Origin of the sequence: Algibacter sp. AS12, assembly GCF_046736315.1 — a bacterium.
In the GTDB taxonomy this organism is placed as follows: domain Bacteria; phylum Bacteroidota; class Bacteroidia; order Flavobacteriales; family Flavobacteriaceae; genus Algibacter_B; species Algibacter_B amylolyticus.
Genome location: NZ_CP151841.1, coordinates 261,943 through 285,197 on the forward strand (window position 1 = coordinate 261,943; position 23,255 = coordinate 285,197).

18 protein-coding genes are annotated in these 23,255 nt (G+C 33.7%); 9 read left to right on the top strand and 9 right to left on the bottom strand.

Annotated features, from left to right (window positions below):
• Positions 1–251: 251 nt before the first annotated feature.
• The 8 genes from guaB to AAFN75_RS01055 form a co-directional block, all read right to left on the bottom strand.
• Complete coding sequence (gene guaB / locus AAFN75_RS01020) at positions 252–1,724, bottom strand: IMP dehydrogenase (RefSeq protein ID WP_411807849.1); 1,473 nt, start codon at positions 1,722–1,724, stop codon at positions 252–254.
• 57 nt (positions 1,725–1,781) lie between these two features.
• Complete coding sequence (locus AAFN75_RS01025; RefSeq protein ID WP_411807850.1) at positions 1,782–2,531, bottom strand: Insecticidal toxin complex protein; 750 nt, start codon at positions 2,529–2,531, stop codon at positions 1,782–1,784.
• Positions 2,532–2,561: 30 nt separating this feature from the next.
• Positions 2,562–5,321: an outer membrane beta-barrel protein gene (locus AAFN75_RS01030; RefSeq protein ID WP_411807851.1), complete on the bottom strand. Its 2,760-nt coding sequence runs from the start codon at positions 5,319–5,321 to the stop codon at positions 2,562–2,564.
• An 88-nt stretch (positions 5,322–5,409) separates the two neighbouring features.
• A complete protein-coding gene (locus AAFN75_RS01035) occupies positions 5,410–7,833 on the bottom strand; it encodes a TonB-dependent receptor domain-containing protein (RefSeq protein ID WP_411807852.1) in 2,424 nt (807 codons plus the stop codon).
• On the bottom strand, positions 7,814–9,175 hold the full coding sequence (locus AAFN75_RS01040; RefSeq protein WP_411807853.1) for an HTTM domain-containing protein: 1,362 nt from the start codon (positions 9,173–9,175) through the stop codon (positions 7,814–7,816). Before AAFN75_RS01040 ends, AAFN75_RS01035 begins: the two co-directional genes overlap by 20 nt.
• Positions 9,176–9,286: 111 nt before the next feature.
• On the bottom strand, positions 9,287–10,381 hold the full coding sequence (locus AAFN75_RS01045; protein WP_411807854.1) for an imelysin family protein: 1,095 nt from the start codon (positions 10,379–10,381) through the stop codon (positions 9,287–9,289).
• A gap of 44 nt (positions 10,382–10,425) precedes the next feature.
• Complete coding sequence (locus AAFN75_RS01050; protein ID WP_411807855.1) at positions 10,426–11,622, bottom strand: DUF4856 domain-containing protein; 1,197 nt, start codon at positions 11,620–11,622, stop codon at positions 10,426–10,428.
• A gap of 184 nt (positions 11,623–11,806) precedes the next feature.
• Complete coding sequence (locus AAFN75_RS01055) at positions 11,807–12,670, bottom strand: hydroxymethylglutaryl-CoA lyase (protein WP_411807856.1); 864 nt, start codon at positions 12,668–12,670, stop codon at positions 11,807–11,809.
• 109 nt (positions 12,671–12,779) lie between these two features.
• On the opposite strand from AAFN75_RS01055, the gene AAFN75_RS01060 reads away from it, so the two are divergent.
• Positions 12,780–13,715: a spondin domain-containing protein gene (locus AAFN75_RS01060; protein WP_411807857.1), complete on the top strand. Its 936-nt coding sequence runs from the start codon at positions 12,780–12,782 to the stop codon at positions 13,713–13,715.
• Positions 13,716–13,823: 108 nt separating this feature from the next.
• On the top strand, positions 13,824–15,005 hold the full coding sequence (locus AAFN75_RS01065; RefSeq protein ID WP_411807858.1) for a zinc-dependent metalloprotease: 1,182 nt from the start codon (positions 13,824–13,826) through the stop codon (positions 15,003–15,005).
• Here the strand turns inward: AAFN75_RS01065 and AAFN75_RS01070 are convergent, their stop codons facing one another.
• A complete protein-coding gene (locus tag AAFN75_RS01070; protein WP_411807859.1) occupies positions 15,006–16,037 on the bottom strand; it encodes a quinone-dependent dihydroorotate dehydrogenase in 1,032 nt (343 codons plus the stop codon).
• 181 nt (positions 16,038–16,218) lie between these two features.
• Between AAFN75_RS01070 and pepT the strand changes: the two genes are divergently transcribed.
• The 7 genes from pepT to AAFN75_RS01105 all read left to right on the top strand — a co-directional run bounded on the left by pepT (position 16,219) and on the right by AAFN75_RS01105 (position 23,222).
• Positions 16,219–17,463: a peptidase T gene (gene pepT / locus AAFN75_RS01075; RefSeq protein ID WP_411807860.1), complete on the top strand. Its 1,245-nt coding sequence runs from the start codon at positions 16,219–16,221 to the stop codon at positions 17,461–17,463.
• Positions 17,464–17,564: 101 nt separating this feature from the next.
• A complete protein-coding gene (locus AAFN75_RS01080) occupies positions 17,565–18,128 on the top strand; it encodes a hypothetical protein (RefSeq protein WP_411807861.1) in 564 nt (187 codons plus the stop codon).
• Positions 18,129–18,201: 73 nt separating this feature from the next.
• The gene (locus tag AAFN75_RS01085; RefSeq protein ID WP_411807862.1) at positions 18,202–18,426 is read left to right on the top strand and encodes a hypothetical protein; all 225 of its coding nucleotides are present in this window, start codon (positions 18,202–18,204) and stop codon (positions 18,424–18,426) included.
• 98 nt (positions 18,427–18,524) lie between these two features.
• Positions 18,525–19,202, top strand: coding sequence for a tRNA (guanosine(37)-N1)-methyltransferase TrmD (trmD, locus tag AAFN75_RS01090; protein ID WP_411807863.1), 678 nt, complete (start codon positions 18,525–18,527; stop codon positions 19,200–19,202).
• 14 nt (positions 19,203–19,216) lie between these two features.
• Positions 19,217–19,546 (top strand): hypothetical protein, encoded by a 330-nt coding sequence (locus AAFN75_RS01095; protein ID WP_411807864.1) that lies wholly within the window; start codon positions 19,217–19,219, stop codon positions 19,544–19,546.
• A 281-nt stretch (positions 19,547–19,827) separates the two neighbouring features.
• Positions 19,828–20,178, top strand: a complete 351-nt coding sequence (gene rplS / locus AAFN75_RS01100) for a 50S ribosomal protein L19 (protein WP_144117913.1) — start codon at positions 19,828–19,830, stop codon at positions 20,176–20,178.
• Positions 20,179–21,011: 833 nt separating this feature from the next.
• Positions 21,012–23,222 (top strand): NADP-dependent isocitrate dehydrogenase, encoded by a 2,211-nt coding sequence (locus AAFN75_RS01105; RefSeq protein WP_411807865.1) that lies wholly within the window; start codon positions 21,012–21,014, stop codon positions 23,220–23,222.
• The last annotated feature ends 33 nt before the right edge of the window (positions 23,223–23,255 follow it).

A 23,255-nucleotide genomic window follows, 5' to 3' on the forward strand; every position in this document is an offset into this window, starting at 1 on the left:
TTAGTTGCTGAATGCTAAAACAAATACGAAAATAGCAGTAAATGCTTCAACAATAAACACATGGCTATATATCTTAATAACAACTCTTTGGTTTGCTTCTAATTTTAAATAATACTAACTTCGTTTTACTTCAGATATAAAACATTACAAACGCTTTCTTATCTTTGAAAAACAATAAACAAACCGCTCCAAAACAAAAAAGCCACACCAAACGGTGTAGCTTTTTTAATAATAGTATATCACTATGAAACCTATCTAGAATAATTAGGAGATTCATTTGTAATCGTAACATCGTGCGGGTGACTTTCGTTAATTCCGCTAGAGGTAATTTTTACAAACTGTCCTCTTTCTTTAAGAGTTTCAATATCTTTTGCTCCGCAGTATCCCATTCCAGCACGTAAACCACCAACAAATTGGTGGATACTTTCGTTTAGCTCACCTTTGTAAGGTACACGCCCTACAATACCTTCTGGTACTAGTTTTTTAATATCATCTTCAACATCTTGGAAATAACGGTCTTTACTACCTTTTTTCATAGCCTCAACCGATCCCATACCACGATACGACTTAAACTTTCTACCTTCGTAAATAATAGTTTCTCCCGGAGATTCTTTTGTTCCTGCTAATAACGATCCTAACATAACGGTATCTGCACCAGCAGCAATAGCCTTAGGAATATCGCCTGTATAACGAATACCACCATCTGCAATTACCGGAACACCACTTCCTTTTATAGCTGCTGCAACCTCTAATACTGCAGAAAACTGAGGAAATCCAACACCTGCAACCACACGAGTTGTACAGATAGATCCTGGACCAATACCCACTTTAACAGCATCGGCTCCTGCTTCCACTAAATATTTAGCTGCGGCACCTGTTGCTATATTTCCAACTATAACGTCCAATTTAGGAAACTTCGCTTTTACGGCCTTTAAAACATCAACCACACCTTTGGTATGTCCGTGTGCCGTATCGATAATAACAGCATCCACACCTGCATTTACTAAAGCTTCTGCTCTTTCTACCGCATCTGCTGTAACACCTAATGCTGCTGCAACACGTAAACGACCATATTGGTCTTTATTAGCATTTGGTTTCTGACTCAATTTCGTAATATCTCTAAAGGTAATTAAACCAGATAATTTAAAGTTATCGTCAACAATTAATAACTTTTCAATTTTATGTTTTTGTAGAATTAATTCGGCATCTTGTAAAGAAGTTCCAACGGATGCAGTTACTAAGTTTTCACTTGTCATTACCTCAACAATTGGTCTTTTGTTATCGTGCTCGAAACGTAAATCTCTATTGGTAACAATACCTTTTAAAGTCCCGTCTTCATCCACGATAGGAATACCACCTATACTATATTCTGCCATAAACTTTTTGGCATGCTTTACTTTTGCCGTTAGCGGTAACGTAACAGGGTCTATAATCATTCCGCTTTCTGCACGCTTTACTTTTCTAACTTTTTGTGCTTGCGCCTCAATAGACATATTTTTATGTAACACACCAATACCACCTTCTTGCGCCATGGCAATAGCCATTTTACTTTCGGTAACCGTATCCATGGCAGCCGAAATAATAGGGACATTAATTGTAATGTTACGTGTAAATTTTGTTTGTATACTTACTTCTCTTGGAAGTACTTCAGAAAAAGCTGGAACTAATAGAACGTCGTCATAAGTTAAACCTTCTCCGACAATTTTGTTTTCGTGTGCAGTCATGATGCAATTATAGTTATAATTGCATGCAAATATACGACTAAATTATAAGATATTGTGTTAAGTTTTGCATCTGTTTTTACAATATGGTTTAAGAACCTCTATAGCGTAGTTAAAGCGGTCTTTTGGATTAGCTAATTCGCCAGTAAACCGGATGGATTTAGGAACAACAACGCTGTATAAACCTTTCCCTTTTGCAATACGTTTTAAGGTTTTTAAACTTTTAGCATCCATAACCTGATATACTTCTTGAATCCAGTTATGTTGTTCTGCTTTTAAAATAGCATGATCCCAGTTTACAGCAGCTTCACCCTTTAAAACAAGAGTCGATTCCTGTAACTCCTTCAGTTTTAAGAACGCCTTGTTAAAAACCGTTTCGTTCCCCAATTCGGCATAATACTTTACGTTTTTATTCAAAAACAAGGTATAAGGAAAGGCCTTAAAAAGGCGCATTTTTCTAGAAATAAAATGTGCCATGGTTACCCAATATACCTCGTGTCCTTTTTTACGGATAACGCCTTTAAACCACTCATAAAAATCACGTCGTTGCTCAATATTTACATACTCCTTATAACCGTTATGTTTAAGGTTATGGCTATTGGCACTTTGCCAAACTTGGGTGTTATTAGTACGATCTTTTTGTAACCAATCCGAAGCTATTAAACCTTTAGTCTTTGTGGCTTTTTGGTAGGTTTTTAAATTAGCCCACTCCTTAGCATAAACTGAAGTACAAAAAATGACTAATACAAATAGAAAGACCCATCGAAACATCCAATAAAAGTAAATGAATTTTGCAATACATTTACTCAAAAGGCTAATATTCTTAGTTATTAGTAAAAATTAACCGCGTCTTCCGCCGCCACCTCTAGAACCGCGACCGCCACCACGATTACCGTTTACATTCATTTTTTGTCCTGCAAAAGTCCCGAATTTATAAGTAAAATTAAGCATGAAATACTGCTCTAAAATTTTGTTTTCCACATCCTGAATATAGGTTTCCGTTACGGTACGTCTGTAGCCATTGTTTTTACCCAACATATCGTAACCAACTAGAGTTAAAGTGGCCTGATTATCCCATAGCTCGATACCCAAACCAGCATTCCAGAATACAGCATCGCCATCAAATGCATCGCCTACCCTACTGTTATAACGATAGGACACTTTATTGGTTAGAAACGCATTTTTTAAGAAAAATATGGATGCTTCTAAATCTAAATTTTGAACAAAAAAGTCGTTACCATTAAAAACATCGGTATCAAAAACACTTTCGGTAGTCGAGTAACTATAGGCTGCACTAAAATCTACCTTTTTATCATAGGAATATTTAAAAGAAACCGATGGCCTAATATTAGTTGTTTTAGCGGTAAATAAAATACCGTTTTGTTGAGATAAAGTGTTTTTATAACTTCCGTTTAAACGCACATTAAGATTAATATTGGTCTTTTTACTAAAATATGATTTAGAAAAAGCCACATTACCAGATAGTGAATAATCGCCATTGGTATTACTATAGGTGGTAAACCTGTTTAAATCGTCGTCGGTAGTGGTGGAATTTATTATTTTATCTTGAACAAAATCTGCCCTAGCGTTACCCGTAATATTGATGTTATGAAATGCTAAATTATTCTGATAATCGAACCTTAAATTATGACTTAATTCTGGTTTTAAAAACGGGTTACCAACACGAATATGTGTAATATCGCTAACATCTTGAACAGGTTGTAACTGACTTACAGAGGGCAAACTGATACCTTGATTATACCTTAAATTAATATTTTTATAACCGTTTTTATCGCGATATCGTATTCTTGCCGAATACGTTGCATATTCAAAATCGGCTTTAAAATCTCGAGCCACAACTAAACGATCTCTATAATTACGGTAGGTGTTTGTAAACGCCCCTTCTACCTCAAAACGGAAATCTTTAAACTCGTATCTTAATTTTAAAGCAGGTCTTACTGTAGTAGTTGTGTATTTACTTTCTGAACTTAATATGTCGTTAAAATCATCGAATGCCTCTGAAACTTCATTATAGTCATAAACATACTTCTCATTATTTTGAGCATTTACAGCCACGTAATATCGCGGCATAATTCTAAAATCGGTAAACAACTCTTTACTCCAAAGGGCATTTAACCTAATATTACTGCTATTATTATCGTTATTAGTTATTTGATTTTGTGTAATGGTTTCATTCCTGTTGTATAGAATGTTTTCTGAAAATTTTTCGCTATCGGACATGCCTTTACTAAAATCGGTATCTAAACTTATGTTTAAATAATCGCGTCCTTGTCCTGTAATTGTGGTTACCCTAAACTCATTATTAAGATTGTAACTAGAAGAACTTGATTGATTTTGTGATGTATAATCACTAATTAAATCGCCATCAGTAGATTCAGAGGTTTTTGAGGACGTTGAACCCGAATCGTTATTTGACGTATTAAAATCTATTTCGTTTGAAAGCTGTACTCGTTTTTTGGACAACTTGTTTTTAGGCTTGATTATAAATTTTAAATCGGCTCCAGCTTGATGCTTATCGGAATCATTAAAACTCTTACTTTCAGAATTAGTATTATAGTTTAAATTAGGTAAAAAATTCTGCCTGTAACTTACCTGTGCCCGATCGTTATTTTGGGCACTGTATCTGTAATTTCCGTTTACTCGGGTTTCATTCCATTTCCCTTTGGTGTAGTTGGCTCCAATAAAATCGGATTTCATGTAACCGTTACTCGTATCGGTATCGGGTAGCGCATTAAAGCCACGCGACATGTTTATATTATTGGTACCACCAATAATACCTAGCTGCTTGCCATCTATAACCTGAAAAACATTTGCATTAGCCTGATATTTATCGTCGGTGCCATAGCCTGCTTTAACATCGCCGAAGGATGCTCTATTTTTACCCTTTTTAATTTTAAGGTTAATTTCTTTTGTACCAGAATCAGATTCCTCACCAGTAAACTTTTGCATATTGGTTTTATAGTCTGAAACTTGAACTTTACTAATAACGTTACTCGGTAAGTTTTTTAATGCTATTTCTCCATTCTTTTCGCCAAAAAAGCTCATGCCATCTACATTAATCGCCTCTACCTCAACACCATTATAGGTTATATTACCATCCAAATCTATTTCTATACCTGGTAATTTTTTAAGTAAATCTTCTGCCTTATCGTTAGGTAGTGTTTTAAAACTATCGGCATTATATTCTATAGTATCCTTTTTAATAACTACGGGTGGCGACCGTGTAATAATGGACACAGCATTTAAACTCTCAACTTGATCTTCTAAGACTATAACACCCATTTTTAAGGCATCGCCTGCCGGCACATCTACATCCTTCTTATAAGGTTTATACCCCAAGTAAGCAATATTAAAAATTGTTTTAGTATCCTCTTCGGTATTTACATTTATGGAAAACCTTCCATCTTTATTAGTAATACCATAAGCTATAGGCACACTATCTTTTATACTTTGAAAGTATACGGTTGCGCCCTCAAGTACAAAGTCCGATTGATCTTTAACAATACCTTCGGCGGTAAATTTTTGAGCAAATAAAGTGGTGGAAAAGAATAATACTGTTAAAATTAAAAAATTCTTCAAGGTGGTTTAGTTGTATTGGTTGGAAAATTAGACCACTACAGTGAGAAAAGGTTTAACCTTAATTATGTTAAAAAAAACTTAAAGTGATTTAGAATTTTATTTGCAAAGTAGTATACCAGTTTCTTGGTGCCGAAGGAATAATTCCAGGTCCAGGATAACCGGTTGCTCTTCTGGTAAAATAGCTATTATCTAACAGATTATTTATTCCCGTTTCTAGTTTGAAATTTTTGTAGCTGTAAGACACCGATGCATCTAAAATATCGTATTCTGGAATTTCGCCTACTACGCCACTTTCACTAGCAGTTACCGAGTTTGTAGCATCGGTAAATTGGCTACCTAAATAGCTGTATTGAATATTGCCTAAGATATTTTTATAGCCACCGTTAAGTCCCATTTTTAAATTCAAATTTGGAACAAACTCTACTTTATTTCCTTTAATGCCTCCTTTTTCTGAAGCTGTATATTCTGAGTTTATAACCGAGGTGTTTACAAAATAATTAAGCTTAAAATTGTTATTTAAACCTATAATTTTCTTCAAATTAAAATCGAATAAAGATTCTACACCATACATAACAGCATCTCCAATATTACCACGCTCGTTTTTTATCCTACCATCGGTATCAACAATAGTTACAAAACCTATTCTTTCTTTATAAAATAGTCCGAAAACACCTAAATCGTAAGACACTGTATTTTTATAGTTTCCACGAATACCTAAATCTGTTGTAAACCCTTCTTCATCTGTAATATCTGGACTAATTAAAAATGCAGGATTATCAATATTTATATCTGAAAAGGTTACCGAACGGTAATTTTGTGACACGTTACCATAGGCTTCAAAATTGGTATTAGGCTTGTAGCTTAGTCCTAGGCCTAATAAAACAAACGAACGCTCGAAGTTTTGATTATCTTCAACCGATTCCTCAAAAATAACATTGCCAGCCGCATCGGTATTTATGTTTTTATAAACCCCTTCACTTTGCGTTTTTATATATTCGAATCTGAAACCTGGGGTTACCGAAAACTTATCGGTTACATAAAAAATATTTTCACCAAAAACAGAGGTATTCAAGTTAGGTAAATCGAATTGCGATTGGCTAGGATAATTAGGAAACTCATCTGAAGCCAACGAAAAATTAGCATCACTACCATCTGTTCCTGGACCTTGCTGCTGATAGTTCTTGGCTTTGTAAAACTTAGCACCAATTAAAAAGGTGGCATCTTTATTAAACACTTTGTATTTGGTAAGTAACCGAGACTCGAAACCAAAATTATTAAAATCGCCTTTTATTAAATCGCGTTCGGTACCAGAATCTACTTGGCTTACTCTATTGGTTCTAAAACCTAATGCATCTCTAGACGCATTTAAACCAAAAAAGTTAAAGGTAAAGTTTGTTTGCTCTGAGAATTCGTGGGCAAGTTTTAAATTATAAAGTAGCCAGTTAACCTGAAACCAATTGCGCTCGCGGTTACTTTGTAATGGATTTTCATTAAACATGGCATCGGTTAAACCACCTGCTTGTTGCGCTAAGTAATCTAAATAGGTTATTTCGCCTTCTAATTTTGTTTTCTCGTTAAATTGATAGCCAATATGCGCATAGGTATTTACCGACTCGAATTTTGAATTAGGTCTAAAACCATCGCCTTTCTTATAATTAACAAAAGCATAATAACTCAATTTATCTTGTGTACCACTAAAGCTCGTAAAATTAGTGAACAACCCAAAACTCCCCAGTGTATTTCTGGTAATTACCTCTAAAGGTTTGTTTGGGTTAGGCGATTTCATTTTAAAGTTTATTAAGCCTCCAAACTGGGTACCGTATTGCAAAGATGCTGCACCACGAATAACTTGAATTTCCGATAATCCCTCAGAAGCTGGTGTATAATAACTTTCTGGATACCCCAAAACATCGGCACTAATATCGTATCCATTTTGACGGGTATTAAAATTTGCAGTTCGGTTAGGATCCAACCCACGGCCACCAATATTAAGTTGTAAACCCGCATCGTCGTTTTGATAAATATTTAAACCTGCTACCTGACTGTATATTTGTCGCGCATTATTTGCCGCCAAATTAGCCATAGATTGCTCTACCAAAACCACCTCGGTTTTTTTACCTGCATAAATAGCCGTTCCTTCAACATCCTTTAAGCGTTGTAATTCGAAAACACGTTGCTTTCTTGCGGTGATTTCAACTTCGGATAAATTTTGAGTTAAATCCTTTAATATTATTTGTAATTCTGAATTGGTTTCGGGAGTAATTGTAATTTCTTCAACCTCATATTCAAACGAAAAAAACACTAGAGTTAATTCTTTTTTATTGGTTTGAAACTGAAAATAGCCTGAGGCATTGGTTGTTGCTAACACACCTGAAGCCTTATCGTAAACCTTAACATCGGTAATGGGTTGCTTTGTTTCTGAAAAAATTACCGTTCCTGAAACTTCTTGTTGTGAGAACACAGAAACACTAAAAAGTAGCGCTATTATAATTTTAAAGTCCTTTAATGTCATCCTTAAATGGTAAAATCCAATGTTTTGGTTTAAATGATTCTTTTTCGGCGTACAAATTTACGGTTTTATCTATTAAAGGCGCGCTTAATCTGCCATTTAAAGCCACATAACTTTCTACAAACACCTGTACATTTTTATGCCCTTGCGCTGTAAAATGATCCCCTAAGTAGTGTGCGTACTCCAATATAAAATCGGGTTGGGCACTCATTTGCTTTTCTTGAAATGGGGTTAAAAAATCTTTGTTATTCACGTAGAAGAACTCGCCCGTTTCTGAGTCTACAATTTTAAATGTTGAAATACCCATTTTTTCCATTAGCATAACACGCCATGAAAAACGGTAGCCTTCCTCGCTCCAAAACAATTCGTTTGGGTATAGCGCATACCTAAAAGGGAGCAGCAACTGCGCAATAAAAAACAATCCTAAAACTGCAGTTATGGGGTTTCTGAATTTATAATTATAAACACTGTGTTGTACAATTGAATATTTAGAATTTTTAGAAGGTAGTATACGTTTTATAAAGCTGATAATTTTACGATGTAAACCGGCATCGAAAAAAATTAAAGTAGACACAATCATAATAAACGGAAACATGCCAATAGGAAATAACACGCGAGTAAACACATGAAATATAACCACTAAAGCAAAGGCAAAAACACGCGTTTTTCTGTAAAGTAATAAATACGGAATACTTAAATCGTATAAAGCACCACTCCAACTCATGGCATAATGAAACCAATTTTGATGCATTAAGGTATCACCAATAAACGGTAAATCGTATTTTGAAGGCAACCAGATTTTTAAAGGCTGTGCTTTTAGCAACCAATCGCTATTTAATTTGGCTAAACCTGCATAAAAATAGACTATGCTTAATAAGAGTTTCACACTATCAATAGTCCATTTAGGGATATTGTTATAACTCTTTTTACGAAAAATGTTATCCACCGAAAAATAAGCATTGGCCGGTAAAAAAATCATTAAAAAGCTTAATAAGGATATAAAGTAATAATGATTTAGATAGGTAGTTTTATCCATTAACTCGATATAGGTAAAACTCAAAAAAAACGTGATTATAGCCAACCTATACTTTAAACCAAGTGCAACAAAACAAGCCGAAAGTCCACAAATAACAAAAACCACATAAGTGTAAACGCCTAATGGCTTAACCCATTCGAAACCATAATACGTAAAATGAAGTTTTGGTTGGATGTAAAGTGTTTCTATCCAGCCGTGATACCAAAAACGAATTATGCTAAAACACATCATAACACCAAATAAAACACGAAATACAGCCAATGGAGCTGCATTTGTAGTTTTGTTTAGATATGTTTTTATGTTTAACACGCTTTTATAAAATGAAGCCTACAAGATTTTAGAAACCTTACAGGTTATGAAATTACAAAAAAAGGTTGCCTTTTTTAATAGACAACCTTTTTAATAATGTTTATGTTTTATTTAATCGCCATCGGCATCAACGTAATCTACATTAATATTAAATGCTTGCAGCATATCAACCTTTAAAGATACAACTGCTAATTGAAGTGCATCATAAGCTTCAGTCATTTTAGTGTTATCTGTAGTAACTTGACTATAAAAATTATTATCTAATAGATTAATTTTTTCTCTAGCATTATCAAACCTAGTATTTATTAGAGCGGCTAAATCGCTTCTATCTAACTCATTTAAATAAGAGCTAAAGCTTTCACCTTTTACACTTGAGGAATAGTATGTTCCATTAAATGTATTTTGAGTTGCCAATAAAGCTTCTAAAGCCAGTGTTTTTGAAACCTCTTGATTATAAAAAGCTTCCACTTTTTCTGCTAAAGGATCTGTAGAAAACACACCCGCTGGAATTCCAAATTTATTAGCTCTTAGTCCTTTTTCAAAATAAAAAATAAAATCGTTAACAAATTTATTTACAGCACTTGTTGTTGTATTAGACGTTTGACTAATAAACGTTGACCGATATGTAGACGTCCAATCGGTTAAAACGGTATTCGTTAAGCTTTCCATTTGATTAACTAAATCTGATAAATACGTTTTGTACTTTTCATCTTCATATTTAGCTAAAATATCTGCATCATTACCGGCAACACCATTTAGCATATAATCTACTGCAGGAAAACCTACGGCATCATTATTATTAGCATGTGTTAAATCGTAAGAGCCATTAGAAATATTAGTTTCAACATCGGTTGTTGAAACTGGGTAAATATTCATTTGAAAACCATACAAAAGCTCTTCAGCTTTGCCTATATTGAACATTTCAACATGTTGCCAAACTTTGTAAGCCTCTAACCACGATGCTCTTAATTCATCCAGATTCGTTTGATTTGCATCTGCTATAAAAGCATCTTTATCCGTTTTTAAAGTTTCTAATTTTAGTGATAAGTCTTGAAACGCTGGAATAATAATATTATCGGCCAAATTGGTTAATAAGGCACCACGATTAAAATTATCTGTTACCGTAGGGCTATCATCAGACGACGATGAACTACAAGCTACTACAAGCGCAAGAACTACTGTTGCTAAAAAAAGTTTTTTAATCATTTTGTTTTGCTTTAAATTAAAAACGGTTGCAAAAATAAGGAATATTAATTAGCCGCTGCTTCTGTTGTAAATCCAAATGCTTCAGAAATCTCATCGGACATGGTATCTAAAGTATCTGCAGTTACATCCCAAAAACCATTATCTTCCATAAGTTGTGCTAAATAAGCATCTACTTCTGTTTTTGTTAAATATGGTACAGTTGTATTTGGTTTTCTTGTAAATTGTAAGCTATAAATAAATCCGTAAGCTTCAGATAAAGCGTGAAATGCAGAAGCATCATCTACACCTAATTTATTTTTTCCAGATTGCAAGTAATACACGGCTCTTACAGCTGGTATTACCGAAATATTTCCTTTAATAATTTCTGCTTGTGCATCACGAACATCATATTCTCCGGCAACAATGGCAGCACGACCTAATTTAAAGGCGTCGTAAATAGTGGATGCTATTCCAGCAAAATCTTCATCGGCTTCAACACGATCTAAATATTCGCTTAAAAATTGATCGACATCTAAAACCGGGTTTGTTGCATCGGCTTCAGCTCCGTATAAATATCCAAAAGCTTCATCCCACTTATGCTCCATTGTGGTGTATGATTTACCTTCTTCTAAAACTGCGCTGTCGTTATCTTCTACATTAGTACCAGCATCTAATACTGCCGAACTTAAATAGTTATTTACTATTTGATCGATCATTAAACCACCTATTAAACCTTTGGCAAAGGCTTGATTATATTCTAGACCTTTCGCATTTATATAACGTACTGTTCCACCACCTGCTTGTTGTAAAGCTCCTGCAACTCCAGCTTGGGCAGTTACACTCCAGCTAGGAAAAACATCGTTTACTTGTTCTTCAATCCAAGTATCAAAATCCGCTTTAATTTCATTTGCCTCTGTTGTATTTGCTGAAAAATAATCGGTTGAAGCTGCTACTTTACTTCTAACACTTTTATCTGAAGCATTTAAATCGGCATCGCTAAAATCGTTTGCATTTTCAACGTGAGCAAACATACCATCTATTGTTGCTTCTGTATTAGTTTCCACTTTTAAGGCAGCTACAACTTCTTCTGCCATTAAAATTCTTGTGGTTTGTCCACTATAACTTACTGTAGAATTACCTTCTCTTGTAAATTGGTAAGTTGAAGGCGCTGTAACTTTAGTTTCTCCGTTTCCATCATCATCGCTTGAACATGATTGAAATATAGCTGACACTACAAATAGACTTAATAATACTTTTTTCATTTTATGTAATTTACCGTCTGTTTAATTAGACTAATTATAAATAGAATTTTTAAAGCTGCAAATATAGGCTCCAAAATAGACTTATTCAAGTTTTATTTAGAATAAATTAAAATAAGAAATCGCATTTACCAATATTTCATTAATTATCAGCAAATTATGATAATGAAAATTTAAATTATTTCGATTAATGGTAATTCTTAAAAATTTTAGACGCTTCGTTATACGCGCTTTCAAAACTCATAGCATTTAAACTATTGTTATGTTTTGATGTAAAATAGGAAAGTAATTTTTCGGTTGGCATATTACCGGTTAACTCATCGGTTGCCATTGGACAGCCACCAAACCCTTGCACAGCGCCATCAAAACGATAACATCCGGCATTGTAGGCTGCATCAACTTTTTCAAACCAAGTTGTTGGCGTAGTATGCAAGTGTGCCCCAAATTCTATGTTTGGATATTTAGGTATTAGATTAGAGAATAAATAATCGATACTTTCTGCGTTAGAGGTGCCAACAGTATCACTTAAAGACAAAATTTTAACACCCATAGTTGCCAACTTTTCGGTCCACTCGCCTACTATATCAACATTCCATGGGTCTCCATAAGGATTTCCAAATCCCATAGAAATATAAACAACCACTTGCTTATTGGAGGCATCTGCAATGTTTAAGATCTCTTGAAGAGTATGTACAGATTCGGCAATGGTTTTATGCGTATTACGCATCTGAAAATTTTCGGAAATGGAAAACGGGTACCCTAAAAAGTCGATTTCAGGATGTTTACAAGCATCATTAGCACCTCGAGTATTAGCTATAATGGAAAGTAATTTACTCGTTGTTTTACTTAAATCTAATTGTGCTAGAACCTCAGCCGTATCCACCATTTGCGGAATGGCTTTTGGCGAAACAAAACTTCCGAAATCGATAGTATCAAAACCTACGCGCAACAACGATTGAATATACTGCACCTTTTTAGCTGTGGGTATAAATTGCTTTATACCTTGCATAGCATCTCTAGGACATTCAATTATTTTTACTGGTTTTTTCATTATTTCCTATCAGAATTGAATGGTTAAAAATACTATTATTTTTAAGAATGCAAGTTTTAAAATTGAAATACGACTCAATACTATACTATACCCACTAAATTATAATTTCATGAGAAATATTATAGTTCCACTCATAGCCTTAATAATCAGTTTACATGATACTTTTGGGCAATCCGTAGCAAATTATAATATTTCTATAACTACCATTTGGAATACTACCGAACATACAACATTACCCAATAATGCTCATTGGTCTCCTTTGGTTGGTGCCACCCATAAAAACCCCAATGATATTATAGAATTTGGAGTTCCTACGCCTTCAACAAACGGTATAAAAGATATTGCCGAAATTGGTGTAAACACTAATTTTGAAAATGAAATAAACACCTTAATTTCCGCCGGAAAGGCTAATCAATATTTAGTACAGGATTTTGCTCCTTTTGCTGGTAATAATAGTACTGCATCTTTAAATAATATTGAAATAAGTGAAGATTTCCCGTTAATTACATTAGCATCTATGGTTGCACCCAGCCCCGATTGGTTTATTGCTATTAACAGTTTAAATCTGCGTTCTGGCAACAATAGTATAAATAACGGCTGGAAGGACACATTTACCTTAGATGTTTTTGCTTACGATGCTGGTACCGATTCTGGAACAGAATACACATCAAGCAATACCATAACAAACCCTAGGGAACCAATTTCCATGCTGTCGGGTTATCCTATTAATAGTAATAGAATGGCTAGTATAACGTTTCAATATAATACATCCACTTTAAGTAGTACTCAAAAAGCTTTACCTGAAAATATAAAATTATACCCAAATCCTTCAGAAGGAAAAATCACCATTTCTAATATTCAAAATTCAGAAATTAATACGGTAAAAATTTACAGTGTTTTGGGGAGTGTAATACAGGACGTTACAGTTAAAAATAGTCCATCAAAAATAGATTTCGACTTATCTAATTTAAAAAAAGGCATCTATTTAATACGAGTAACTAATATTAATGGTAACCATACAACTCGAAAATTGATAATTAATTAATATGTTTTGAGGTTTTTATTAACCTAAACGATTATAAATTAGACTTCACCGTTTTTATTCTTTGGTAACGTAAGGAGCACATACATTTGATTAAAATGTTTTGCCCCAATGAAACTTTTAATCCATAGAAATTACCTCGTATTCCTTTCAATAGTTCTACTTACGTCTATTGCATACACTCAAAATGAGATGGAAAATCAGTGTGGAACTGTTTCTACAACAGAATCTATAAACTTTTATAACAGTGTAAAACCTCAAATAAAGGCATTAGAGCAAGATTTCATTCAAAAGAAATTAAGCAAAAAAGAATCTTCTAAAAAACTCTTAAACTTAATTCCCATTAAAGTCCATATTATTAGGAATTCTGATGGTTCTGGCGGACTAGATATTTCTAGTCTTGAAAATACAATTGCTAATCTCAACGAAATCTATGCAAAAGCATATATGCAGTTCTATTTTTATGAAGACATCAATTTTATTGACAAAAATACGTTAGAACATTTTAATAAGAAAAATGAGAAAAACTTAATAGAAGCAAATTATGTTTCTAACATTATTAATATCTATTTTATTGACTATGTTGAAAACGAGCTAGAAGAAAGTCTTTGTGGTTACACCAATAGTATTGGAAAAAACAACGTAATTGTTATTAAAAACAGTTGTGCCACCAACAATTCTACTTTGGCTCATGAAATGGGACATTTTTTCTCTTTAGAGCATACACATGGTACTAATAATAGTAAACAAACTACCGAATTAGTTGATGGCAGTAACTGTGATACCGATGGCGATGGTATATGCGATACACCTGCAGACCCAAAACTCTCTAATAACATTATTAATAATTTTTGTGATTACACAGGCAAACTTACCGATTCTAATGGCGATTATTATAAACCAGATACTAGAAACATTATGTCGTATTCGCGAAGAGGTTGCAGAAATCATTTTAGCGAACAGCAATTTGCCAGAATGCATGCCTATTACAAACTTATTAAAGATAGAATTACAACACCTGTAACAGATTCAGACCCTGTAAACGATGCCACTATAAATGCATTATCGGAAGTTAAATTATACCCAAACCCAGTTACTAACGGTTCAATTTTTATAAAAGCGTCTCTTAATGATAATGCACTACAGTATCAAATTATTAATTATCAAGGACAAATCCTTGCTAAAGGCATGACATCCAATAAAGCAATTAATGTGATCGAACTAGCTCCAGGAGCTTATTTGTTAATTTTAGAGGATTCTAAATCTAGAGTAATTAAAAGATTTATTAAATAATTATCTATTAAGTAGTGCTTTGTTTATAGATTTAATAAGACTTGGTCCTTCGTAGATAAAGCCTGTATAAACCTGAACTAAATCTGCACCAGCATCAATTTTTTCAAGCGCATCTTTTGCCGAATGAATACCACCAACACCTATAATTGGGAAAGCCTTATTACTTTTTTCTGAAAGATATTTTATAACTTGAGTACTTTTTTCTTTTACAGGTTGTCCACTTAAACCACCGTTTCCAATTTCATCTAATTTTTCTTTTGATGCTTTTAACCCACTTCTATCGGTAGATGTATTACTTGCTATAACACCATCAAGATTTGTTTCTTTTACTAAATCGATAATTTCGTCTAGTTGAATATTATTTAAATCTGGAGCTATTTTTAAAACAATTGGCTTTTGTTTACTAAATGTTTTGTTTGCGTTTTGCACCGCACTAATTAACTCTAGTAAATAATCTTTATCGTTAAGTTTAGCATGACTACCAACATTTGGGCAACTAACATTAAGCACAAAATAATCTACATAAGGATGCAGCGCATTAAAACACGTTAAGTAATCTTTGGTATAATCTTCTGGTTTGGTATCGGTGTTTTTACCAATATTACCACCAATAATAAGTTTACCTTTATTTTTTTTAAGCTGAACAATAGCCGCATCAAGACCTTCATTATTAAACCCCATACGGTTTATAATGCCTTGATCGTCTTTTAATCTGAATAATCGCTTTTTCGGGTTTCCGGCTTGTCCTTTTGGGGTTACCGTTCCTATTTCAATAAAACCAAAACCAAAATTGGCTAGTTCGTTGTACAAAACCGCGTTTTTATCGAAACCTGCCGCTAGTCCTACCGGATTTTTAAAAGTAAGTCCCAATAATTTTCGCTTTAATCTTTCGTCTTCAACCACATATAAGCTTCTAAAAAGACTTTTAAAACCCGGTATTTTAGAAGTAAACTTTACTAAATCGAATGTGAAGTGATGAATTTTTTCTGGATCGAAAGCAAAAAATAGAGGGCGAAGTAATAATTTGTACATCAATGTATTTATTTGAAGGTATCTTCCTTTTGCAGAAACACAAAAACCAAGATAATTTCATGCAAAAATAGGTTGAAATCTTCTAAATAAAAAATTAGACAACACGAAGTTAATCAACCGTAATAATTGTAAATTAGTTGCTTGAAAAATAACTCTTTTTCTTACTAAAAACTTCATGTACATGATTTCGAAAGCACACATTATAAAACGTTTTATAAGTTACGTTACAATCGATACAGAATCCGATCCAAACTCTCAAACAACACCAAGCACAGAAAAGCAATGGGATTTAGCAAATAAACTTTCCGAAGAGCTTAAGTCCATTGGCATGCAAGATGTAAACATAGATGAGAACGCATATATAATGGCTACTTTACCAAGTAATGTAGACCACGATGTGCCAACAATTGGTTTTATTTCTCATTTCGATACGTCTCCAGATTTTACCGGGGCAAATGTAAACCCACAGATTATTGAAGCTTACGACGGAAAAGATATTATTTTAAATGAAGCTGAAAACATAGTTCTATCGCCCGATTATTTTGAAGACTTATTACAATATAAAGGACAAACCTTAGTAACTACCGATGGGACTACGCTATTAGGTGCTGATGATAAAGCTGGTATTTGCGAAATAGTTTCGGCTATGGAATATTTAATTCAGCATCCAGAAATAAAACACGGCACTATTAAAGTTGGTTTTACTCCAGATGAAGAAATTGGTAGAGGTGCACATAAATTTGATGTTGAAAAATTTGGGGCCGAATGGGCCTACACCATGGATGGCAGTCAAATTGGCGAATTAGAATACGAAAATTTTAACGCCGCAGGAGCTGTTGTTAAAATAAAAGGTAAAATTGTGCATCCTGGTTATGCCAAAGATAAAATGATAAATTCCATGTATATTGCTACCGAGTTTATTAATTCCTTACCTCGCTTGGAAACCCCAGAACATACCGAAGGCTACCAAGGTTTTTTCCATTTGCATAATATAGAAGGTGATGTTGAAGAAACCACCTTACATTATATTATTCGCGACCATGATATGGAGCATTTTGAGGCACGTAAAGAGGTTATGGTAAAACTCACCAACGAGTTAAATACCCAATATGGTAGAGAAGTTATTTTTACCGAAATTAAAGACCAATACTTTAATATGCGCGAAAAGGTAGAACCTGTAATGCATATTGTGGATATTGCCGAAGAAGCCATGAAACAACTAGAAATCGAACCTTTAATTAAAGCCATTCGTGGTGGTACAGATGGCTCTCAATTGAGTTATATGGGATTACCATGCCCTAATATTTTTGCTGGCGGACATAATTTTCATGGACGTTTTGAGTATGTACCAGTGGAAAGTATGATTAAAGCAACTCAAGTGATTTGTAAAATTGCAGAGTTAGTGGCTTTGAAACCCATCAAATAATAGGATAACTTGGTTTTGAAAAAAAAAAACAATCCCATCCTTTAATCTGAATTATAAAAAACCCAAAGCTATTTCAAACACGTAATACGCATTAACACAGCATGAGAAATACTCTTATAGTATTAATACTAGTTTTAACGTCTAACTTAGCTGAAGCACAGTTTATAAAAGAAAAATCAATAAATGCTCAAATTGGATACGGTATTAGTGTTCCCTACAATAGTATTGGCGACATAGCTGATGATGGCTTTTTCGCGCAAGGAGAATTGGTACTAAAGATTAAATCGTGGGTTGAAATTAGACCCTATGCAGGTTTCATTTCTACAAGTTCAAACGGAAAAGACCTAAATAACAATCCTACTAATGAAAAAGCAGAATCAAAAGCCTTTTTACTTGGTGGAAAAGCAAGATTACGCGCTCCCATTCCATGGATAGCGCCATATTTTGAATTAGGAATAGGGTCTTCCATTGGAAAATTTGAAACATTGACTGCTTTTTATGATATTGAAAAAAGTGGCATTAATTATCACATTCCTTTTGCAATTGGACTGGAGTTAGGAAAAGAAAATAATGTTGATTTAGGATTTACATATTACTTTCAGCCAAACGTTAAACAGTTTGTTGGAGCATTTGCTGTTGGTATTACCTTCCCTTTAAATAATTAAAATTATTTTTTACAAAAACGTGGTACAAATCTCTGATTCATATTTAATAAGCACTAACAAATAAACTATTCTTATGAAATTAAATTTACTGTCATGCGATGCCACAAGGCCAGATAAAAGAGCAATAGCCAAATGTATTGAAGAGATTTCATTAAGTATAGGTGCGTCTTTATCAAATGAACTTACAGACATTCTTTTAGAAGGCGACGCGGTAGATATTGAGGTGAAGGATAAAAACTCGGGTTCTGCGTTAAGAGCTTTACGAAAATTAGATATAGATTATGAAATTTTAGAGTAAACTAAAGCCTAATAAAACTTACTTTTTCTAGTAATCTCAATTCAAATTATAATAGGTATAGAACAATTAAATTATCTTTGCCTTTTTAAAAATTAAACATGCGCATAGATATTATAACCGTTTTACCAGAATTACTTAAAAGTCCATTTGAAGCTTCTATTTTAAAACGTGCTATTGATGCTGGTTTGGTAGAAGTCCATTTCCATAATTTAAGGGATTACACTTCCGATAATTACAAATCTATAGACGACACACAATTTGGTGGTGGCGCTGGTATGGTAATGATGGTGGAGCCTATTGATAAATGTATTTCGGCTTTACAGGCAGAGCGCCATTACGACGAAGTCATTTATATGACTCCCGATGGCGAAACCTTAAAACAAGGTATTGCCAACCATCTATCGATGAAAGAAAACATAATTATTTTATGCGGTCATTATAAAGGTGTGGACCAACGCGTGCGCGATCATTTTATAACACGCGAAATTTCTATAGGCGATTATGTGTTATCTGGTGGCGAGTTAGGAGCTGCTGTATTGTGCGATTCTATTATACGTTTAATACCTGGTGTATTGGGTAATGAAACCTCCGCCCTAACCGATTCGTTTCAAGATGGATTATTAGCGCCACCTATTTACACAAAACCTAGAGACTATAAAGGTTGGAAAGTACCCGAATTATTGTTTGGTGGTAACTTACCAAAAATTGAAAAATGGCGGGAAGAACAAGCCTACCTAAGAACCAAGGAGCGCAGACCGGATTTATTGGAAGATTAAACCAACCAGAAAACATGGATAATATACAAATGCAATTTGCTATAGCAGGCATAATTAATGGTCTTGTGCAACTCATTATACTAGTAGCAAGCATAGTTATACTAGTTAAAAAAAAGAGTATAGCAACTGTATTATTATTTGTTGGAACCTTACTTAACATTATTGGTTTTGTTGGCGGATACATTTATAATGCTATTGCCGCTCAAAACGGAACAGAAGCCATACTTGATGCTCAGGTAACGTTGCATTTTTTTAACGCCTTTTCTTTATTAGTTTTTGGAGTTGGTTTATTACTACTCGCTGTAAATCATTTTGGTAAGCATAGCACAGATAGGGTTAACTAAGCACCTACATGCTTTTTTATGTACTACACTGTGTTAAGGATAGTAGCGGCATCCTTTCGGTTTACTAAAAAACCAAAAGATATAGGGAATAGCCTGACTTTTTGCTTATTCCAAACATAAAGTTTACACGTATTATAAAGCAAAAAGAAACACCCTAAAAAAAATATAAATAAAACGTTGCAGGTTACTAATTAATAGTTATTTTTGCACCCAATTTCGGGTTAACCTCTGGCGAGAATCGTGAATGTTGTTCTGAATTAATTATAATTAAATTTAAAGATATGGAATCTTTAGTAAAATTTGTACAAGACGAGTTTGTAACAAGAAAAGATTTACCAGAATTTTCAGCTGGTGATACAATAACAGTATTCTACGAAATTAGAGAGGGCGAAAAAGTACGTACTCAGTTTTTTAGAGGTGTTGTGATACAAAGAAGAGGATCTGGAACTTCAGAAACTTTTACAATTAGAAAAATGTCAGGAACTATTGGTGTAGAGCGTATCTTCCCAGTTAATTTACCTGCATTACAAAAAATAGAAGTTAACAAACGTGGTAAAGTACGTAGAGCACGTATATTCTACTTTAGAGGCCTTACAGGTAAAAAAGCTAGAATTACAGAGCGTAGACGTTAATAACAGTTTACCTGCATTAGCAGTATTTAAAAGCCTTGAGACCTCTCAAGGCTTTTTTTATTAACAATAGTTAATAAGTACGGTTGATAACTAGTTGATATCTAAATCGTTAATAATTTGTTTTTATTGAATTGTGATGGTACATTTACAACAGAAATAAATGACAACCTTGGTTGGTTTCGCTTCAACAACGAATTTGCATAACTTTCTAAATAAGGTAACGTTCTTATAAAATTGTTTTTGAGGTTTAGTTATACCACGTGTATGCGTGAGACTATAATAAAACCATGACGTTATAAAAAGTGGCATTCGTACAAGCAGATGCAAACTATTATAATGGAAAGCTTAAAAAGCAGTAAAACCGAAAGTGATTACTGTAATGCAAGCAATGCTAATAGCAGAATTAACACGAAAGTGAAGAATACGTTAATAGTATCAAGAAAACAATTACAGAAACATAGTAGTAGTAGGTCAATACATTTTGAAAATTACAATTATGTTTCATTGAAATAACAAATACTTGTACCGAAGGGGTTTAGATGAATATTTTAAACACAGGTAAGTAGTATTACTTATTAGGACTTGTAAAGTTATTTCTAAAAAGCCATATCAAAGGAGATTAACTTCTGCAGTGATATGGCTTTTGCTTTTTATCAAATTAGCACTCACACTACGCTATATTGATTTTACTTTAAAAGTTATTGTTTTCTTTATTTTCAACTCAAAATTGACCATTTTAAAAGGTCATTTTTTGTATATTCGCACGCGAAAACGTTATCGTACTACGTTTTCGAGACTTAACTAAAATAATAATTCAAAAAAAAGCGACACCAATGTCTAAAATCATTTACACAAAAACTGATGAAGCTCCAGCTTTAGCAACACGCTCTTTATTACCTATTGTTCAAGCGTTTGCTAAATCTTCGGGTATTAATATTGAAACTAAAGATATCTCTTTAGCAGCACGAATTTTAGCTGTGTTTCCAGATTTTTTAAATGAAGACCAGCGTGTCCCAAACGATTTAGCAATACTAGGTGAGCTTGTTAAAAAACCAGAAGCTAATATTGTTAAATTACCTAATATTAGTGCTTCGGTTCCGCAATTAAAAGCTGCGATTAAAGAATTACAAGACAAAGGATTTAATATTCCTGATTATCCTAACGAAGTTAGTACTGATGCCGAAAAGGATATCCAGTCACGTTACGATAAAATTAAAGGAAGTGCTGTAAACCCTGTATTACGTGAAGGGAACAGTGATAGACGTGCTCCTAAAGCAGTTAAAAATTACGCTAAAAGAAACCCACATTCTATGGGGGCTTGGACTAGCGATTCTAAAACTCATGTAGCTACTATGAGCGAAGGTGACTTTGCTAGTAACGAAAAGTCGGTTACGTTAAACGATGCCACTAGTATTACTATTGAGCATATTGACGATAACGGAAACACTACAGTTTTAAAAGATAGTTTTGCGTTACTAAAAGGTGAAATTATTGATGCTACAATAATGAGCAAAAAAGCATTATTAGAATTTTTAGAAGAACAAGTAGAAGATGCTTTAGATAAAGGTGTTTTATTTTCATTACACATGAAAGCTACCATGATGAAGGTAAGTGACCCTATTATTTTTGGTCATGCCGTTCGTGTGTTCTTTAAAGATCTATTTGAAAAACATGGAAAAACATTCGATGAGATTGGAGTTGATGTTAATAATGGTTTTGGAAACTTGCTTGAAAAATTAGGTGAATTATCTGAAGATAAACGCGAAGAAATAAGAACGGATATAAGATACGCTTTAGATCATGGTGCTGATTTAGCCATGGTAAATTCAGATAAAGGTATTACCAACCTTCATGTACCTAGTGATGTTATTATTGATGCCTCTATGCCTGCAATGATTCGTACTTCTGGACAAATGTGGAATGCCGATGGTAAACTTCAAGATACAAAAGCTGTAATTCCAGATAGTAGTTATGCTGGTATTTACTCGGCAACTATCGATTTCTGTAAAAAGAATGGTGCTTTCGATCCTACAACTATGGGAACTGTTCCTAATGTTGGTCTTATGGCGCAAAAAGCTGAAGAATATGGTTCTCACGATAAAACTTTCGAAATTCCATCAAATGGAACAGTTAAAGTAATTGATGCTTCTGGAAACACGTTATTAGAGCACACAGTTGAAGAAGGTGATATTTGGAGAATGTGCCAAACTAAAGATGCACCAATCCAAGACTGGGTAAAATTAGCTGTTACACGTGCAAGAGCTTCTAATACTCCTGCTGTATTCTGGTTAGATGAAAACAGAGGACATGATGTAGAAATCACTAAAAAAGTAAATACATATTTAAAAGATCATGATACTGATGGTTTAGATTTAAGAATCTTATCTCCTGTTGAAGCAACTAAATTTACTTGCGAAAGATTAATAAAAGGAGAAGATACTATTTCGGTTTCTGGAAATGTATTACGTGATTACTTAACAGATTTATTCCCAATATTAGAAGTTGGTACTAGTGCCAAAATGTTATCTATTGTTCCTTTAATGAATGGTGGTGGCTTATTTGAAACAGGTGCTGGTGGATCTGCTCCAAAACACGTACAACAATTAGTAGAAGAAAACCACTTACGTTGGGATTCTTTAGGAGAGTTTTTAGCATTAGCCGTTTCTTTAGAGCATTTTAGTCAAGTAAACAACAACGCTAAAGCTAAAGTTTTAGGTAAAACATTAGACGATGCTACCGATAAATTATTAGAAAATAGCAAAGGCCCATCAAGAAAGGCTGGAGAGTTAGATAACAGAGGTAGTCATTTCTATATCGCTATGTATTGGGCTCAAGAATTGGCAAATCAAAACGATGATGCCGACTTAAAGGCTGAGTTTACTATGATTGCTAAACAATTAGTAGAAAACGAAAATACTATTGTAAAAGAATTAATTGATGTTCAAGGTAAACCAGCTGATATTGGTGGTTATTACGAACCTAATGAAGATTTAATTAACAATGTAATGAGACCTAGCAAAACATTAAACGCTATCTTAAGTTAATAATAACTCAATATAATTTTAAAAAAGCTCCTT

Bases quoted from the DNA above. Each gene is read 5' to 3' on its own strand.
- AAFN75_RS01085 (WP_411807862.1), top strand. From the start codon at position 18,202: ATGAAATTAAATTTACTGTCATGCGATGCCACAAGGCCAGATAAAAGA.
- AAFN75_RS01105 (WP_411807865.1), top strand. From the start codon at position 21,012: ATGTCTAAAATCATTTACACAAAAACTGATGAAGCTCCAGCTTTAGCA.
- pepT (WP_411807860.1), top strand. From the start codon at position 16,219: ATGATTTCGAAAGCACACATTATAAAACGTTTTATAAGTTACGTTACA.
- AAFN75_RS01045 (WP_411807854.1), bottom strand. From the start codon at position 10,381: ATGATTAAAAAACTTTTTTTAGCAACAGTAGTTCTTGCGCTTGTAGTA.
- guaB (WP_411807849.1), bottom strand. From the start codon at position 1,724: ATGACTGCACACGAAAACAAAATTGTCGGAGAAGGTTTAACTTATGAC.
- AAFN75_RS01035 (WP_411807852.1), bottom strand. From the start codon at position 7,833: ATGACATTAAAGGACTTTAAAATTATAATAGCGCTACTTTTTAGTGTT.
- AAFN75_RS01060 (WP_411807857.1), top strand. From the start codon at position 12,780: ATGAGAAATATTATAGTTCCACTCATAGCCTTAATAATCAGTTTACAT.
- AAFN75_RS01050 (WP_411807855.1), bottom strand. From the start codon at position 11,622: ATGAAAAAAGTATTATTAAGTCTATTTGTAGTGTCAGCTATATTTCAA.
- AAFN75_RS01070 (WP_411807859.1), bottom strand. From the start codon at position 16,037: ATGTACAAATTATTACTTCGCCCTCTATTTTTTGCTTTCGATCCAGAA.
- AAFN75_RS01055 (WP_411807856.1), bottom strand. From the start codon at position 12,670: ATGAAAAAACCAGTAAAAATAATTGAATGTCCTAGAGATGCTATGCAA.
- AAFN75_RS01065 (WP_411807858.1), top strand. From the start codon at position 13,824: ATGAAACTTTTAATCCATAGAAATTACCTCGTATTCCTTTCAATAGTT.
- rplS (WP_144117913.1), top strand. From the start codon at position 19,828: ATGGAATCTTTAGTAAAATTTGTACAAGACGAGTTTGTAACAAGAAAA.
- AAFN75_RS01080 (WP_411807861.1), top strand. From the start codon at position 17,565: ATGAGAAATACTCTTATAGTATTAATACTAGTTTTAACGTCTAACTTA.
- trmD (WP_411807863.1), top strand. From the start codon at position 18,525: ATGCGCATAGATATTATAACCGTTTTACCAGAATTACTTAAAAGTCCA.
- AAFN75_RS01095 (WP_411807864.1), top strand. From the start codon at position 19,217: ATGGATAATATACAAATGCAATTTGCTATAGCAGGCATAATTAATGGT.